At 68.5% G+C, this 14,376-nt stretch carries 13 protein-coding genes; 9 read left to right on the forward strand and 4 right to left on the reverse strand.

Annotated features, from left to right (window positions below):
• Nucleotides 1-89 precede the first annotated feature (89 nt).
• The 7 genes from ACM6JT_RS10210 (at nt 90) to ACM6JT_RS10240 (ending at nt 6,524) form a co-directional block, all read left to right on the forward strand.
• Nucleotides 90-527, forward strand: a complete 438-nt coding sequence (locus ACM6JT_RS10210) for a carboxymuconolactone decarboxylase family protein (RefSeq protein WP_175748478.1) — start codon at nt 90-92, stop codon at nt 525-527.
• A gap of 10 nt (nt 528-537) precedes the next feature.
• The gene (locus tag ACM6JT_RS10215; RefSeq protein WP_414856408.1) at nt 538-957 is read left to right on the forward strand and encodes a cupin domain-containing protein; all 420 of its coding nucleotides are present in this window, start codon (nt 538-540) and stop codon (nt 955-957) included.
• A 310-nt stretch (nt 958-1,267) separates the two neighbouring features.
• Nucleotides 1,268-1,966 carry a TetR/AcrR family transcriptional regulator gene (locus ACM6JT_RS10220; RefSeq protein ID WP_414856409.1) on the forward strand — a complete coding sequence of 233 codons (699 nt, stop codon included), beginning with the start codon at nt 1,268-1,270 and terminating at the stop codon, nt 1,964-1,966.
• Nucleotides 1,963-2,925 (forward strand): HlyD family secretion protein, encoded by a 963-nt coding sequence (locus ACM6JT_RS10225; RefSeq protein WP_414856410.1) that lies wholly within the window; start codon nt 1,963-1,965, stop codon nt 2,923-2,925. The genes ACM6JT_RS10220 and ACM6JT_RS10225 overlap by 4 nt, the downstream gene beginning before the upstream one ends.
• Nucleotides 2,922-3,872 (forward strand): ABC transporter ATP-binding protein, encoded by a 951-nt coding sequence (locus ACM6JT_RS10230; RefSeq protein ID WP_414856411.1) that lies wholly within the window; start codon nt 2,922-2,924, stop codon nt 3,870-3,872. The genes ACM6JT_RS10225 and ACM6JT_RS10230 overlap by 4 nt, the downstream gene beginning before the upstream one ends.
• Entirely contained in the window at nt 3,869-5,023 is a 1,155-nt protein-coding gene (locus ACM6JT_RS10235; RefSeq protein ID WP_131948358.1) for an ABC transporter permease, read from the forward strand. The genes ACM6JT_RS10230 and ACM6JT_RS10235 overlap by 4 nt, the downstream gene beginning before the upstream one ends.
• A gap of 10 nt (nt 5,024-5,033) precedes the next feature.
• On the forward strand, nt 5,034-6,524 hold the full coding sequence (locus tag ACM6JT_RS10240; RefSeq protein WP_414856412.1) for an efflux transporter outer membrane subunit: 1,491 nt from the start codon (nt 5,034-5,036) through the stop codon (nt 6,522-6,524).
• Between the two features lie 226 nt (nt 6,525-6,750).
• Here the strand turns inward: ACM6JT_RS10240 and ACM6JT_RS10245 are convergent, their stop codons facing one another.
• Together ACM6JT_RS10245 and ACM6JT_RS10250 are read right to left on the reverse strand one after the other, a co-directional pair.
• Entirely contained in the window at nt 6,751-7,947 is a 1,197-nt protein-coding gene (locus ACM6JT_RS10245) for a porin (RefSeq protein WP_034179651.1), read from the reverse strand.
• A 477-nt stretch (nt 7,948-8,424) separates the two neighbouring features.
• On the reverse strand, nt 8,425-9,489 hold the full coding sequence (locus tag ACM6JT_RS10250; RefSeq protein WP_414856413.1) for a phytoene/squalene synthase family protein: 1,065 nt from the start codon (nt 9,487-9,489) through the stop codon (nt 8,425-8,427).
• Between the two features lie 380 nt (nt 9,490-9,869).
• Here ACM6JT_RS10250 and ACM6JT_RS10255 point away from each other — a divergent pair, with 380 nt between their 5' ends.
• Nucleotides 9,870-11,012, forward strand: coding sequence for a glycerophosphodiester phosphodiesterase (locus tag ACM6JT_RS10255; protein ID WP_414856414.1), 1,143 nt, complete (start codon nt 9,870-9,872; stop codon nt 11,010-11,012).
• A 67-nt stretch (nt 11,013-11,079) separates the two neighbouring features.
• Here ACM6JT_RS10255 and ACM6JT_RS10260 read toward each other — a convergent pair whose 3' ends face one another.
• Nucleotides 11,080-12,705: a rhodanese-related sulfurtransferase gene (locus ACM6JT_RS10260; RefSeq protein WP_414856415.1), complete on the reverse strand. Its 1,626-nt coding sequence runs from the start codon at nt 12,703-12,705 to the stop codon at nt 11,080-11,082.
• A 109-nt stretch (nt 12,706-12,814) separates the two neighbouring features.
• Entirely contained in the window at nt 12,815-13,381 is a 567-nt protein-coding gene (locus tag ACM6JT_RS10265) for a cysteine dioxygenase (RefSeq protein WP_034179655.1), read from the reverse strand.
• A 17-nt stretch (nt 13,382-13,398) separates the two neighbouring features.
• On the opposite strand from ACM6JT_RS10265, the gene ACM6JT_RS10270 reads away from it, so the two are divergent.
• Nucleotides 13,399-14,373 carry a LysR family transcriptional regulator gene (locus tag ACM6JT_RS10270; RefSeq protein WP_414856416.1) on the forward strand — a complete coding sequence of 325 codons (975 nt, stop codon included), beginning with the start codon at nt 13,399-13,401 and terminating at the stop codon, nt 14,371-14,373.
• Nucleotides 14,374-14,376 lie beyond the last annotated feature (3 nt).

The raw sequence follows: 14,376 nt of genomic DNA on the forward strand, positions 1-14,376 counted from the left end.
CATAGAATTGGCTATTCAAGCAGGCCAATCCGGGTCTTAAAGTGGGTCCTGTCGCGCCACCGTGCGCACCAACCGAAAAAGGACCTGCCATGCAACCGCGCCTGAACTTCTATACCGCCAGCCCGAATGCGATCAAGGTGATGCGCAACGCCGAGGACTTCATCGCGAAGAGCTCGATCGAGAAGCCGCTCGCCGAACTCGTCCGCCTGCGCGCGTCGCAGATCAACGGCTGCGCGTTCTGCGTCGACATGCACACCAGCGACGCGCGCAAGGGCGGCGAAACCGACCGCCGTCTCGCGACCGTCGTCGTGTGGCGCGAAACGCCGTTCTTCACCGAGCGCGAGCGCGCGGCGCTGGAATGGACCGAGGCGCTGACGCTGGTGGCCAGCAATCACGTACCCGACGCCGTCTGGGAAGCCGTGAAGCCGCACTTCAGCGACGAGGAGCTGTTCGACCTGTCGATGCTGATCGCGACGATCAACACATGGAACCGCTTCGCGATCGCGTTCCGCAAGATGCCCGAGTAAGGAGACGACGATGATCCGCTCCACGCTCAAGCGAGCCGCCCTGTGCGCCGGGCTCGCACTCGGCGCCGCGCTGCCGGCCGCCGCCCATGCGCACGACGCCGGCGACAACGTGCACGCGATCATGCGGCAGGCCGTGCCTGAAGCGCCGGGCAAGCTCGTCGTCGTCGCGACCGTCGACTATGCGCCCGGCCAGGCTTCCGACGCGCACCGGCACCTCGGCTCGGTGTTCGCGGTCGTGTCGAAAGGCGAAGTGCTGTCGCAGGTGAACGGCGGCCCGCTGCATCGCTACCGAGCCGGCGAAGGCTGGTACGAGGCGCCCGGCTCGCGTCACCAGGTGTCGCGCAACGCGAGTGCGACCGAGCCCGCGCAGCTCGTCGTGTTCGGTCTGACCGGCGAACACGAGCCGCTGAAGTCGCCGATCAATCAGTGACGACGTTTCGGAGGCGCGTGCCGTTGCGGTCCGTGCCTCCGTTTCGCGACCGGTTTTCCTTCCGGTTCCGTGCAGTTTCTCTGCTTTCTCCGCTGCTTGTCGCTGTTTCCCCTCCGCTGTTTCCCCTCCGCTGTTTCCCCTCCGCTGTTTCCCCATTAGCCGCTCCCTACACGCCGCCGCCGGCACACTACCCGCCGCCGCGCCGCTTCCGCGCTCGTCCGCGCCGCCATTCGACGCGCGTCTGATCTCGATCAACGCCGGCGAAAACCCTTCCTTGAAATTAACTAACTCATCAATTAGCGTCGTCTGCATGAACGCGAAATCCACTGTCGCCAGGCCGCGCGGGCGCCGCCCGTCGGTGGACGATTTCGACCTGCGCGACCACATGCTCGACGTCGCGATGCAGTTGTTCGCCGAGCACGGCATCGCCGCGACGACGGTCGCGCAGATCGCCGCCGCCGCCGGCGTCACGTCCGCGATGGTCCACTACTACTTCACGAACCGCGAGCAGTTGCTCGACGCGATCGTCGAGGAACGGCTCGCGCAGGTCATCGCGTTCGTGTGGCGGCCGACCGAGCCGCAAATCGAGAACGATCCGTTCGCGCTCGTCGCCGAACTCGTCGACCGCTTCTTCGACGTCACGCATCGCATGCCGTGGCTGCCGTCGATCTGGCTGCGCGAGATCGTCCATGAAGGCGGGCTGCTGCGCGAGCGGATGGTCCGGCGCATTCCGCTCGAGCATGTCGGGCGTTTCGCCGAACGCATCCGTGCCGCGCAGCAGGCCGGCACGCTGAACCCCGCGCTGGAACCCGCGTTCATGTTCCATTCGATCATCGCGCTCGTGATGCTGCCGCTGGCGACCGCGAAACTGTGGCAAAGCGCACGCGGCCTGCCGCCGATCGATCGCGACGTGCTGCACCGGCACGTCCGCGCGCTGCTCGGTTCCGGCCTGCGGCCGCCGGCCGCCGCGCCGCGTGCGCGGACGCGCTCGCCGCGGAGGCCGTCGTGAACGCGGCCCGCGCGCTGCCGCTCGCGCTCGCCGCCTTCGCGCTGCTCGCCGGTTGCGGACGGTCGACGGACAACGGCACGACCTACCAGGGTTATGTCGAAGGCGAATTCGTGTACCTGTCGTCGTCGCAATCGGGCACGCTGACGCAGTTGTCGGTCGCACGCGGCCAGGCCGTCGCCGCCGGCACGCCCGCGTTCTCGCTCGAAGCCGCGAACGAAACGGCCGCGCTGCTGCAGGCACAGCATCAGCTCGCCGCGGCGCGTGCGCAGCTCGCCGACCTGCAGACCGGCAAGCGTCCGCCGGAAGTCGCCGTCACGCAGGCGCAGCTCGTGCAGGCCACCGCGCAGGCCGCACGGGCCGCCGCGCAACTCGCGCGCGACGAACGCCAGTACGCGGCCGGCGGCCTGTCGAAGCAGCAGCTCGACGATTCGCGCACGTCCGCGCAAACCACCGCCGCGCAGATGCACGAACTGCAGAAGCAGGTCGACGTCGCGCGCCTGCCGGGCCGCGCGCAGCAGGTCGCCGCGCAGGCCGCGCAGGTCGACGCCGCGCAGGCGGCAGTCACCGAAGCGCAATGGAAGCTCGACCAGAAGCGCGTCGCCGCACCCGCCGCCGGGCGCGTGTACGACACGCTGTACCGCGTCGGCGAATGGGTACAGGCCGGCAATCCGGTCGTGCAGATGCTGCCGCCGCAGAACCTGAAGGTGCGCTTCTTCGTGCCGGAAGCCGCCATCGCCTCGCTCGCGCCGGGGCACGCGGTCGCGATCCGCTGCGACGGCTGCGCGGACGACGTGCCTGCGCGCATCACCTACGTGTCGAGCGAGGCCGAATACACGCCGCCCGTGATCTACAGCAACGAGAGCCGGACCAAGCTCGTGTTCATGATCGAGGCGCGCCCCGCCGTCGCCGACGCGCCGAAGCTGCATCCTGGCCAGCCCGTCGCCGTGAGGGTGCAATGAACGCGCCGGCCGCTCCGTACGCGATCGACGTCGATCGCCTGAACAAGCGCTTCGGCGACAAGCACGTCGTGAAGGACGTCTCGCTGCGCGTCGCGCGCGGCGAGATCTTCGGCTTTCTCGGGCCGAACGGCAGCGGCAAGACGACCTCGATCCGGATGATGTGCGGCCTGCTCACGCCCGACTCGGGCAGCGGCACCTGCCTCGGCTACGACATCGTGCGCGACAGCGCGCAGATCAAGCGGCACGTCGGCTACATGACGCAGCGCTTCTCGTACTGGGAAGACCTGTCGATCCGCGAGAATCTCGATTTCGTCGCGCGCGTGTACGGGATGCCCGACCGCAAGGCGGCCGTCGCGCGCGCGCTCGACGGGCTCGGACTCGCGGGCCGCGCGGACCAGCTCACGGGCGCGCTGTCGGGCGGCTGGAAACAGCGCCTCGCGCTGGCCGCGTGCATGCTGCACGAACCCGAACTGCTGCTGCTCGACGAGCCGACCGCCGGCGTCGATCCGGCCGCGCGCCGCGACTTCTGGGAGGAACTGCACCGGCTGGCCGCGCAAGGGATTTCAGTGCTCGTCAGCACGCACTACATGGACGAAGCCGAGCGCTGCCACAAGCTCGCCTATATCGCGTCCGGCGAACTGCTTGCGCAAGGCACGTCGGCGGAGATCGTCGCGTCGCAGCACCTGTCGACGCGCACGATCACCGGCGAGCACCTGACCGAACTGTCCGCGCGGCTGCGCACGATGCCGGGTGTCGATCAAACCGTCGTATTCGGTTCCGCGCTGCACGTGAGCGGCCGCGATCGCGCCGCGCTCGACGCGACGCTCGCGCGGGTCGCGAGCGACGATGCGTCGCTGCAGGTCGCGCCGATCGACACCGGGCTCGAGGACGTCTTCATCTTCATGATGGGTCGCGCATCCGGGCCGCCCGGCGGAGCATCGTCATGAACGCGTGGGCGGGCCTGCGCGAATCGTTCTCGGTCGCGCGCTGGTGGAGCATCGTGCTGAAGGAATTCCTGCAGTTGCGCCGCGACCGCGTGACGTTCGCGATGATCGTCGGCGTGCCGATCATCCAGCTCGCGCTGTTCGGATTCGCGATCAACACCGATCCGAAGCACCTGCCGACCGCGGTGATCGTCGCCGATTCGAGCCCGTTCGCGCGCAGCTTCATCGCCGCGATGCGCAATTCCGCGTACTTCGACATCGTCGAGACGCTGCCGGACGAAGCGGCCGGCCGGCATGCGCTCGCCCGCGGCGACGTGCAGTTCGTGCTGAGCGTGCCGGCCGATTTCTCGCGGCGGCTGCTGCGCGGCGAGCGTCCGTCGCTGCTCGTCGAGGCGGACGCGACCGACCCCGTCGCAACCGCGTCGGCGATCGGCGCGCTGCCGGGCCTCGTGCAGCCCGTCGCGAACAAGGACCTGACGGGGCCGCTCGCGCACCTGAACGGCCGCCCGGCCGCGTTCGACGTCGTACTGCACCGGCTGTACAACCCGGAAGGCATCACGCAGTACAACGTCGTGCCGGGCCTGATGGGCGTGATCCTGACGATGACGATGGTGATGATGACGGGCCTCGCGATCACGCGCGAACGCGAGCGCGGCACGATGGAGAACCTGCTCGCGACGCCCGTGCGGCCGCTCGAGGTGATGACGGGCAAGATCGTCCCTTATGTGTTCATCGGGCTGATCCAGGTGTCGATCATCCTCGTCGCGGCGCGGTTCGTGTTCGTCGTGCCGTTCGTCGGCGGCGTGTTCGCGATCTACCTGTCCGCGCTGCTGTTCATCGCCGCGAACCTGACGGTCGGCATCACGCTGTCATCGCTCGCGCAGAACCAGTTGCAGGCGATGCAGCTCGCCGTGTTCTATTTCCTGCCGAACATCCTGCTGTCCGGTTTCATGTTCCCGTTCGCCGGGATGCCGAAGTGGGCGCAGTTCATCGGCAACCTGCTGCCGCTCACCTACTTCAACCGCCTCGTGCGCGGCATCCTGCTGAAGGGCAACGGCTGGGCCGACCTGTGGCCGTCCGTGTGGCCGGTCGCGCTGTTCACCGTCGTCGTGATGAGCATCGCGCTGCGCTTCTACCGGCGCACGCTCGATTAGGTGCCGCACGATGAAACCGGCTTCGCATCGCGCCTCCATCGCTGCCCGCGGCGTTACGCTGGCCGCCGCTGTGCTGCTCGTCGCCGGTTGCGCGGTCGGGCCGGATTTCCGCACGCCCGACGCACCGGCCACGCAGCAGTACACCCGCGATGAGCCGCCCGTCACGACGGCGGCCGCCGGCGGCCCGGCCGGCGACGCGCAGACGTTCGCATCGGCCGCGCACGCGCCGCAACACTGGTGGACCGAGTTCGGCTCCGAACCGCTGAACCGGCTCGTCGATACCGCGTGGCAAAACAGCCCCACGCTCGCCGAGGCCCGCGCGCGGCTCGACGAAGCGCGGCAGAACCATGCGGCCGAAGCCGGCGCGACGATGCTGCCGCGTGTCGACGCGAACCTGTCCGGCACGCGCGAGAAGGTCGACATCGCCGCGTTCGGGCTGCCGGGCAACGTGCCGAATCCGGGGCCGTTCACGCTGTACGACGCGTCGGTCAGCGTGTCGTACGTGCTCGACGTGTTCGGCGGCAACCGGCGTGCGCTCGAAGCGCTGCGCGCGCAGGTCGACTATCAGGCGTACACGCTCGACGCCGCACGCCTGACGCTCGCGGGCAACGTCGTCGCCACCGCGATCCTGCGCGCGTCGCTCGCGCAGCAGGTCGCGCTCACGCAGCAGCTGGTCGACGCGCAGGCGCGGCAGTTGCGCATCGTCGAAGCGCGCTACGCGGCGGGCGGCGTGTCGCAGGCCGACGTGCATGCGCAACGCGCGCTGCTCGCGCAGACGCAGGCATCGCTGCCGCCGCTCGCAGCCCGCCTCGCGCAGGCCGGCCACCGGCTCGCGATCCTGCTCGGCGCGCCGCCGTCCAGCGTCATGCTGCCCGACCTCGCGCTCGATGCACTCGTGCTGCCGCGCACGCTGCCCGTCACGCTGCCGTCGACGCTCGCGCGCGAACGGCCCGACATCCGCGCGGCGGAAGCCATGCTGCACCAGGCGAGCGCGAACGTCGGCGTGGCCACCGCGAACCTGTATCCGCGTTTTTCGATTTCGGCGGGGATCGGCTCGGAGCGCACGCGCATCGCGGATATCGTGAGCGGGTTGAATGTGTGGAACGTCGGCCTAGGTCTGACGCAGCCGCTCTTTCACGGCGGCGAGCTGCGCGCGAAGAAACGCGCGGCCGAAGCGGCGTACGACGCCGCGTTCGCGAGCTATCGGGAAACCGTGCTGCAGGCGCTTCAGCAGGTGGCCGACGCGATGCGCGCGGTCGAGCACGACGCGACCGAGCTGCAGGCGCGGGACACGGCCGCGCAGGAAGCGGCGGCACGCAACGCGATTGCCGGCGACCGTTACGCGGCGGGCGGGATCAGCACGTTCGACCTGCTCGACGCGCAGCGGCAGACGCTGCAGTCGGCGCTCGACCGCACTCGCGCGCAGGCCGATCGGCTTGCCGATACGGCGGCGCTGTTTCAGGCGCTGGCGGGAAGCTGGATGGATGATGCCGCGAAGTGACCGGCAGGATGGCGTTGGCACCGGCCGAACACCGCCGGTCTGCACGCCATGCACCGCGTGAGCGGTGCGCTTGTCGAGCTCGGCTTCCGTCGCCGCCCGCTTCCGTTCGATGCCGCCTATGACGGAACCCGCAATAAACACAACGCGCGCCGCCAATAAAAAAACCGGCCCGAAGGCCGGCTTTTCATACCGCGTGCCGTAAGCGGCGCTCGCGCGCCGCGCGACATCAGAAGCGGTGGATCAGGCCGACGCCTGCAGCGATCTGGTTCTGCTTCGAACCTGCGCCCACGCCGTCGCCGATCGAGGTCGTTGCTGCCTGGATGCCGCCAGCCTTGTTCAGCGTGTTGCCGGTCGAGTGCTGGTAAGCCTCAACTGCATACAGGCCCGTGCGCTTCGACAGGCTGTAGTACTGCGACAGCGTGACCTGGTGGTACTTGGCTGCGCTCGAGATGCCGTTCGACTGCGTTGCCGCCGTGTACGAGTAGCCTGCCGCGAAGTCCCACTGCGGCGCTGCCTTCCAGTGCAGCACGGCGCCTGCCGTGTTGAAGATCGCCGTGTTGCGGAACGCCGAACCGACTCCCGGCACGTACTGGACGTTCGTGTACGACACGGACACGTCCCATGCCGGCGTGAACTGGTAGCCGGCCGTCACACCGAGGCGCTGCTGCGTTTGCGCCGTTTGGTAGCCGCTGTTAATCGACGACACGGCCGGCTGGCCGCCGCTCGTGACCGTCGAATTGTCACCCCACACGCCGCCGCCGAGCGTCGAGTTGTTGACCTTCTGGAAGCCGACCGCGATGCCTGCCGGGCCGTTCAGGTACTGGATCGCCGCGCTCCACGTCGAGCCGCGGTTGAAGCTGCCTGCCACGCCGCCGAGCGAATACGAACCGCCGACCGTGAAGCCGTAGAACTTCGGCGACATGTAGACGAGCGAGTTGTTCGCGCGGTAGCTGGTGTCCAGCGAATCGATATCGCCCGGGTGCGCGCCGTAATAACCGGTCAGCCAGGTCGTCGGGCTATACGGCGACAGCAGCGTGTAGTACGCGGTGTACTGGCGGCCCGCCGTCAGCGTACCGTACGCTGCGTTGCTCAGACCGACCCACGCCTGACGCGTGAAGATGCCGTTGGCCCACTGCGACGAGCCGTTGTTCGCGTTGAAGCCGGCTTCCAACTGGAAAATCGCCTTCGTGCCGCCGCCGAGATCTTCGCTGCCCTTCAGGCCAAAGCGGCTGCCTGCCCAAATGCCGGTGGCCATCTGCACCTTCGAGTGACCACCCGTGGTCGCGCCGACTGCCGACGAGTTGTTCTGCCAAGCGATGGCGTTATCGACGATACCGTACAGGGTCACGCTGCTCTGGGCGTGGGCGGCGGTAGCGGCTGCAAGGCCCGCTGCCGTCATGGCGAAAGCGACGCGCTTTTTCATTGATTCTCCGTCCTCAAAGAATGATTTCTTTTCTGGTGTGGTTTTATGACTGACACATGTGCGAGTACATGCCGGGGCAATTCTGACGGATTACCGATTATTTCCCAACACGCGCAGTCGGTCATCGTATGATCGACGCAACGCGCGGGTTCACCAAGCAGTTACATAACACCTGAAAACGCTTACGCGGCGGGCATTTCCGGCATTTCCCGGTGAAAACCCTAGCTTTACATTTTTACGGGTGCAACGCGACCGCCCCATGTCGTCAGACGCCTTCGGCAAAAATCATCTTACAAATGCGCGATCGCAGCTGACGCCGCGATTCACGCCGCCGCGCAGGATCGCTGACGTTCATGACAGCCACATTTCGAGAAACGAAATCATGAAAACGTTTCAGTCCGCGCGCGGGAGATCGGACGGGAGCGGCCCGGCGAACGCGGGCCGAAGGACGATGCCGGCGCGGTGCGCCGGCGACATTCAACGCAATGCCGGCGAGGCCAGCTGCGCGTTCACCGCATCGGCGAGTGCGGTCATCCGCGCACGGATCGCCGTGTTCGAGCCGACCAGCGCGAGCGACGACGCCATGATCCGGTAGATGCGTTTTCTCGGCACCTTGGCCGGCTTCGCCGGGTCGAGCCACGCATCGTGGCCGGCCAGCAGTTCGAGCGTTTCGAGGCCGATCATGATCGGCCACAGGCACGCGAGCCGCAGCCGCACGAAGCGGCGCGGAATCGCGAGCGTATACAGGCATGCATCGCGATACTGGTCGAGCGTGATGCGCAGCAGGTCGACCAGCACGCCGCGCGCGCGCGCCGACGCGTCGGGCTGCATCAGGTCGGCAACACCGAGCCCGTGCGTGCGCAGCACGTCGTCGGGCAGGTAGCAGCGGCCGATGCGCAGGTCCTTCGCGCAGTCGCGCAGGATGTTGGTCATCTGCAGCGCCTTGCCGAAACGGATGCCCTTCTCGCGCATGCCCGGCAAATCCCAGCCGCGCGCGGCGCGCGTGTGTGCGCCCGTCATGTCGGTCCAGAACTCGCCCACGCAGCCCGCGACGAGGTACGTATAGCGGTCGAGCATGTCGCGTGTCGGCAGCGACGCGACCTGCCCCGACTGTTCGTCCGGGAACGTGCGCAGGTCGAATTCCATGCCCGAAGTCAGCGTCGCGACGACCTTGCGGATCGATGCGCGGTCGGCGTCCGGCTGCGCGCGCAGCAGCGCGAGCATCGGCTCCATCGAGCCGAGCAGCACGTGCTCGTGCGAATCCGTCTGCATCCGCGTCACGTCGTCGAGCGAACGCGACAGCGCCGCGCCGTCGCCGAGCCGCTCGACCTCGTCGCGCAGGTCGGTCAGCAACGCCGCCCGGCGATCGGGCGCGACGAGCGCGGTATCGGCAATCGTGTCGGCCGCGCGCGCGAGCAGGTACGCGAGCCCGACCGGGTCGCGCATGCCGTCGGGCAGCACGCGCAGCGTCAGGTAGAAGGAGCGGGAAACGTTCTTCAGCAGGTCGCCGAGCAGGTAGGCGGAATCGGTTCGGGTCGTCATGGGTCGGGAAAAATCGGCCGGCGCGGGCCCCGGACGCACACGGGCGCCGGGCGCCCGCGCCGGCCCGCGAGTCGCCGCATCGTCGCGCCGCGCGGGCGTCGGCCCGGGCGCTGCGATGCAAAATTCCCGCAAGTTTAGTGCATCCGGCGCGCGGCCTGCCTGCGACGGCCGGAATGCGGCACGCACATCGATGCTGCGCCGCTCCCCGCCGCCGTCATCGCACCTCCGAACAAAACGGAAAGGCCAGAGTAATACATATGTAATTATTCGATGCGACGATCGCGTCCCGTTCGATTCCATACGGCACGGCACGACAGCCGCGCCGGCGGAGCGAGCGCCCTTTCCGACTTTTCCGACTCCCGTTTCGAAGGTTCATCGACATGTTCTTCACGCGCCCGAGCGCCCTGCGCTACGTCCCGTTCGCCTGTGCCGCCGCCTTCCTGCTCGCCGCGTGCGGCGGCGACGAGCTGACGTCCGATCCCACGCAGCCGATTTCCGCGAAGGTCCAGGTGGTCGGCCATCGCGGCGCGAGCGCGCTGCGCCCCGAACATACGCTCGCGTCGTATCGCAAGGCGATCGAGGACGGCGCGGACGTCATCGAGCCCGACCTCGTGTCGACACGTGACGGCGTGCTCGTCGCGCGCCACGAGAACGAGATTTCGGGCACGACGAACGTGTCGGCGCTGCCGCAATTCGCAAGCCGCAAGGCGACCAGGACGATCGACGGCGCGCAGTTCACGGGCTGGTTCACCGAGGATTTCACGCTCGCCGAGCTGAAGACGCTGCGTGCGCGTGAGCGCATTCCGCAGATCCGCCCCGCGAACACCGCATACAACGACCAGTTCGAGATTCCGACCTTCGACGAGATCGTCGCGCTCGCGAAGCAGATGTCCGCGCAGACCGGCCGCACGATCCACCTGTATCCGGAAACCAAGCATCCGACCTACTTCCAGTCGATCGGCCTGCCGCTCGAGGATCGCCTCGTCGATGCGCTGCTGAAGGATTCGTACACGTCGCGCACGGCGACCGTCTACATTCAGTCGTTCGAAGTGGCGAACCTGAAGACGATCCGCAACCGGATCAAGTCGAGCCAGCCGAACTGGAAGCTCGTGCAGTTGATGGACGACGCCGGCCAGCGCCCGTACGACTTCGTGAAGGCGAACGACAAGCGCACCTACGGCGACCTGTCGACGCGCGACGGCATGCGCGAGATCGCGACCTATGCGAACGGCGTCGGCCCGTACAAGACGTCGGTCATCGCGGTCGCCGCGGACGGCACGCTGCAGCAGCCGACGCCGTACGTGCGCTACGCGCACGAGGCCGGCCTCGTCGTGCATCCGTACACGTTCCGCCCGGAGAACAACTTCCTGCCCGCGTCGCTGAAGGACGGCGGCACGCCGGCCACGCGCAACACGGCCGGCTCGGTGCGCGAGATCCAGGCCTACCTGCGCGCGGGCATCGACGGCTTCTTCACCGACGATCCGGCGGTCGGCCGCACGGCCGTCGATACGTTCAAGCGCTGATCGTGCTGAACGTGCGGAGCCGAGTGCGGCGCACTGCGTGCCGCCGCGCCCGGCTCCGCCGTATCGATCAGATCACGCTGAAGTGGTGCGTGCCGTCCCGCTTCAACTGGTCGACCAGCCCGTATTCCCAGTCGAGATACGCCTGCATCGCGGCAGCCGCGTTGTCGGTGCCTTCGTACGGGCGCCGGTAGCGGTCGACGCGCGGCGACGCGAGCCGCGTCTCGCCGCTTTCGAGCGGCAGCCCGGCATCGATCCATGCAGCCGTGCCGCCGGTCAGCACCGAAATGTCGGCCGACGCCGGCAGCAGCGCGCGCGCATCGTCCGCCGCGAATCGCGCGAGCAGGCTCGATCCGCACGTGAACACGTAGCGCTTCGCAGGCGGGATCGCTGCGAGCGCGTCGCGCAACTGTGCGCGCACGACGAACCAGGCGCCCGGAATATGGCGCTTCACGTAGTTCGCGCTGGCCGTCACGTCGACGATCGCGAGTTCATCGGGCGTAGCTTCCTTCAGCCAGCCCGCGAGCGTCGCGGGCGACACGTCGGTCGCGGGCGGCGTCGCCGGCACGTCGCGCGGCGGCTGGCCTTGCTCGCCGAACGCCGCGGTGCCGGCTGGCTCCACCACGCGCACGTCCCAGCCCATCTGTGCGAGCCACGACGCGGTCATGTCCGCGCGCACGCCGTCGTCGTCGGCGAGCACGATCCGCGCGCCGCGCACGGCCGCGTGATGGTCGGTCTCCTGCACGAGCTGGCCGCCCGGCGTGCTCAGGAAGCCCGGCAGGTGGCCGGCTTCGTATTCCTCCGGCGTGCGCACGTCGAAGCGGTACAGCGTGCGGCCCGGCTCGTCGAGCGCGGCGACGTCCGCGAGCGCAATGCGCGGCACGCCCGCGCGTTCGGCCACCGCGCGTGCAGCCTGGCGAGCCTCGGCGCGCTGCGTCGCATCGATCTCGTCCGGAAAGCGGCGCGCGGCGCCGTGCTCGAGCGTCTGGCCGGCGAGCGTCCAGCCGATCGTGCCGTTGCGCAGTGCCGCGACCGGGTTCGGCAGCCCCGCGTTGACGAGCGACTGCGTGCCGATGATGCTGCGCGTGCGGCCCGCGCAGTTGACGACCACCTGCGTCGCCGGATTCGGCGCAAGCGCGCGCACGCGCAGCACGAGTTCCGCGCCCGGCACGCTCGTCGAGGTCGGGATGTTCATGGTCCGGTATTCGTCGAAACGGCGCGCGTCGACGATCACGACATCGGCCTTCGCATCGATCAGCGCCTGCACTTCCTGCGCGGACAGCGACGGCGTATGCCGCTCGGCCTCGACCCATTCGCCGAACGACTTGCTCGGCACGTTCACGTCGATGAACAGTTCGCCGCCCGCGGCCAGCCAGCCCGCGAGGCCGCCGTCGAGCAGCCGCACGTCGGTATAGCCGAGCTGCGCGAGCTTCGCGGCCGCGCGCGGCGCGAGATCCTCGCCGCCCGCTTCGCCGAACACGACGATCGGCGTGTCGCGGCGCGGAATCCGCGTCCATGCGTCGAGTTCGAGCTTCGACAGCGGAAAGTTGGCGGCCCACAGCGGGTGGCCCTGCGCGTATGGATCTTCCTCGCGTACGTCGATCAACGCGAGCTCGTCACGGGCAAGCAGGCGCGCGCGCACGTCCTGGTACGACGCGGCGGGAAAGCGGGAGGTGGAATCGGCGGATTGCGTCACGGTGTCTCTGTCTGATTCTGTTGAAGTCGGTGAAGAAAGGAAAGCGAATCGGATGAATCTTCGGCCTGCCGGCACGCGCCCGCAACGGGCCGCGCCTGCGGGCGCCTCGTCAGGCGTTCGAATAGCCGGACACGAAAGGCTTCACGGTGCCGTCGTCCAGGTACACCGCGCGCTCGACCTTGCCGATGTTCGCGCCGTACACGTGGATGCTGATCGATACCTGGTCGGCGAATGCGTTGGTCACGCGATGGACGTCGCCGATGCGCGGCGACACGGCCTCGACCTCGCCCGGCTGCAGCCGCACGGCTTCGCCCGCCGGCACGGGCTTGCCCGCTTCGTCGAACCGGTACGGCTGCGAGAACTCGCCGCCGCGCAGCATCCCGATCAGCCCCCACACCGTGTGGTTGTGGATCGGCGTCGTCTGGCCGGGCCCCCACACGAAGCTGACGACCGAGAACCGTTCGTCCGGGTCGAGATGCAGCAGGTATTGCCGATAGCGCACGGGATCGGGCTGCGCGAACGCGTCGGGCAGCCAGTCGTCGTGTTCGACGAGCGCGGCGAGCAGCGTGCCGCCCTCGTCGAGGATGCGCGCCTCGTTCGCGCCGGACGCGAGCAGCTCACCCAGACCGTCGACGAACGGACGCAGCGGCGTCTGATGCAATGAAAGCGTACTCATCGGCTGCCTCCTCGAATATGATGCCGAATATGATGGATCGTCATGATGCACCCGAAAGACCATGCAGAACAAACATGAAAATTAGCGATATCGACGCTTTTGCAGCGGTCGTCCGCTGCCAGACCCTGAGCTTGGCCGCGGCCGAGCTCGGGATGACGCAGCCCGCGATCACGCGGCGCGTCCAGAATCTCGAGGAAGCGCTCGGCGTGATCCTGCTCGATCGCAACACGAAGCCGCCGCGCCCGACCGACATCGGCCGGCAGGTATTCGAGCAGTGTCGCGCGATCCTGCGCGAAGTCGATGCGCTGCGCGAACTGACGGCCGGCCAGCAGCCGCCCGCCGGCGAATTCCGGATCGGGCTCACGCAGGGGCTCGGCGAGCTGATGCTGCCCGCGCTGATCGCCGAACTCGCCGCGCAGTGGCCCGCGCTCGCGACGCAGGTCACGACCGCGTGGGGCGGCATGCTCGTCGAGCGCGTCGCACGCCGCGAGCTCGATGCGGCGCTCGTGTTCCTCGCGCGCGAGATGGTGCTGCCGCCGTACGTCGAAGGCGAACGGCTGCTGGCCACGCGGCTCGTCGCGGTCGGCCGCAAGGGCGACTGGCCGCGCCGCAGCTACCGGCTCGCCGATTGCCACGCGCGCGGCTGGGTGCTCAACCCCGACGGTTGCGGCTTTCGCGCGGGCCTGCGACGCGCGCTCGACGCACAGGGCCTGCCGATGCCGGTCACGCTCGACACCTACGGCCGTGACCTGCAACTGCAGAGCGTCGCGAACGGCTTCGGCATCGGGCTGATGCCGCTGCCGCTCGTCGAAGGCAGCCCGCTGCGCGACGCGCTCGAGATCGTGCCGCTCGCCGATTTCAAGCCGCAGATCGATCTGTGGCTGCTGCGCCGGCACGATGCTGCCCGCTTCGACGCGCCGCTCGCGGCCGTCGCCGCGCATGCGCGCGCGGCGTTCGCGTTGCCCGAGCAGACGCACGGCCAGGCTGCGTGACCG

Source organism: Burkholderia sp. IT-111MI5, from assembly GCF_949752865.1.
GTDB lineage: Bacteria > Pseudomonadota > Gammaproteobacteria > Burkholderiales > Burkholderiaceae > Burkholderia > Burkholderia pyrrocinia_C.

Excerpts from the sequence above, each read along its gene's own strand:
- ACM6JT_RS10210 (WP_175748478.1), top strand. The coding sequence starts at position 90 with ATGCAACCGCGCCTGAACTTCTATACCGCCAGCCCGAATGCGATCAAG.
- ACM6JT_RS10215 (WP_414856408.1), top strand. The coding sequence starts at position 538 with ATGATCCGCTCCACGCTCAAGCGAGCCGCCCTGTGCGCCGGGCTCGCA.
- ACM6JT_RS10220 (WP_414856409.1), top strand. The coding sequence starts at position 1,268 with ATGAACGCGAAATCCACTGTCGCCAGGCCGCGCGGGCGCCGCCCGTCG.
- ACM6JT_RS10230 (WP_414856411.1), top strand. The coding sequence starts at position 2,922 with ATGAACGCGCCGGCCGCTCCGTACGCGATCGACGTCGATCGCCTGAAC.
- ACM6JT_RS10235 (WP_131948358.1), top strand. The coding sequence starts at position 3,869 with ATGAACGCGTGGGCGGGCCTGCGCGAATCGTTCTCGGTCGCGCGCTGG.
- ACM6JT_RS10240 (WP_414856412.1), top strand. The coding sequence starts at position 5,034 with ATGAAACCGGCTTCGCATCGCGCCTCCATCGCTGCCCGCGGCGTTACG.
- ACM6JT_RS10245 (WP_034179651.1), bottom strand. The coding sequence starts at position 7,947 with ATGAAAAAGCGCGTCGCTTTCGCCATGACGGCAGCGGGCCTTGCAGCC.
- ACM6JT_RS10250 (WP_414856413.1), bottom strand. The coding sequence starts at position 9,489 with ATGACGACCCGAACCGATTCCGCCTACCTGCTCGGCGACCTGCTGAAG.
- ACM6JT_RS10255 (WP_414856414.1), top strand. The coding sequence starts at position 9,870 with ATGTTCTTCACGCGCCCGAGCGCCCTGCGCTACGTCCCGTTCGCCTGT.
- ACM6JT_RS10265 (WP_034179655.1), bottom strand. The coding sequence starts at position 13,381 with ATGAGTACGCTTTCATTGCATCAGACGCCGCTGCGTCCGTTCGTCGAC.
- ACM6JT_RS10270 (WP_414856416.1), top strand. The coding sequence starts at position 13,399 with ATGATGCCGAATATGATGGATCGTCATGATGCACCCGAAAGACCATGC.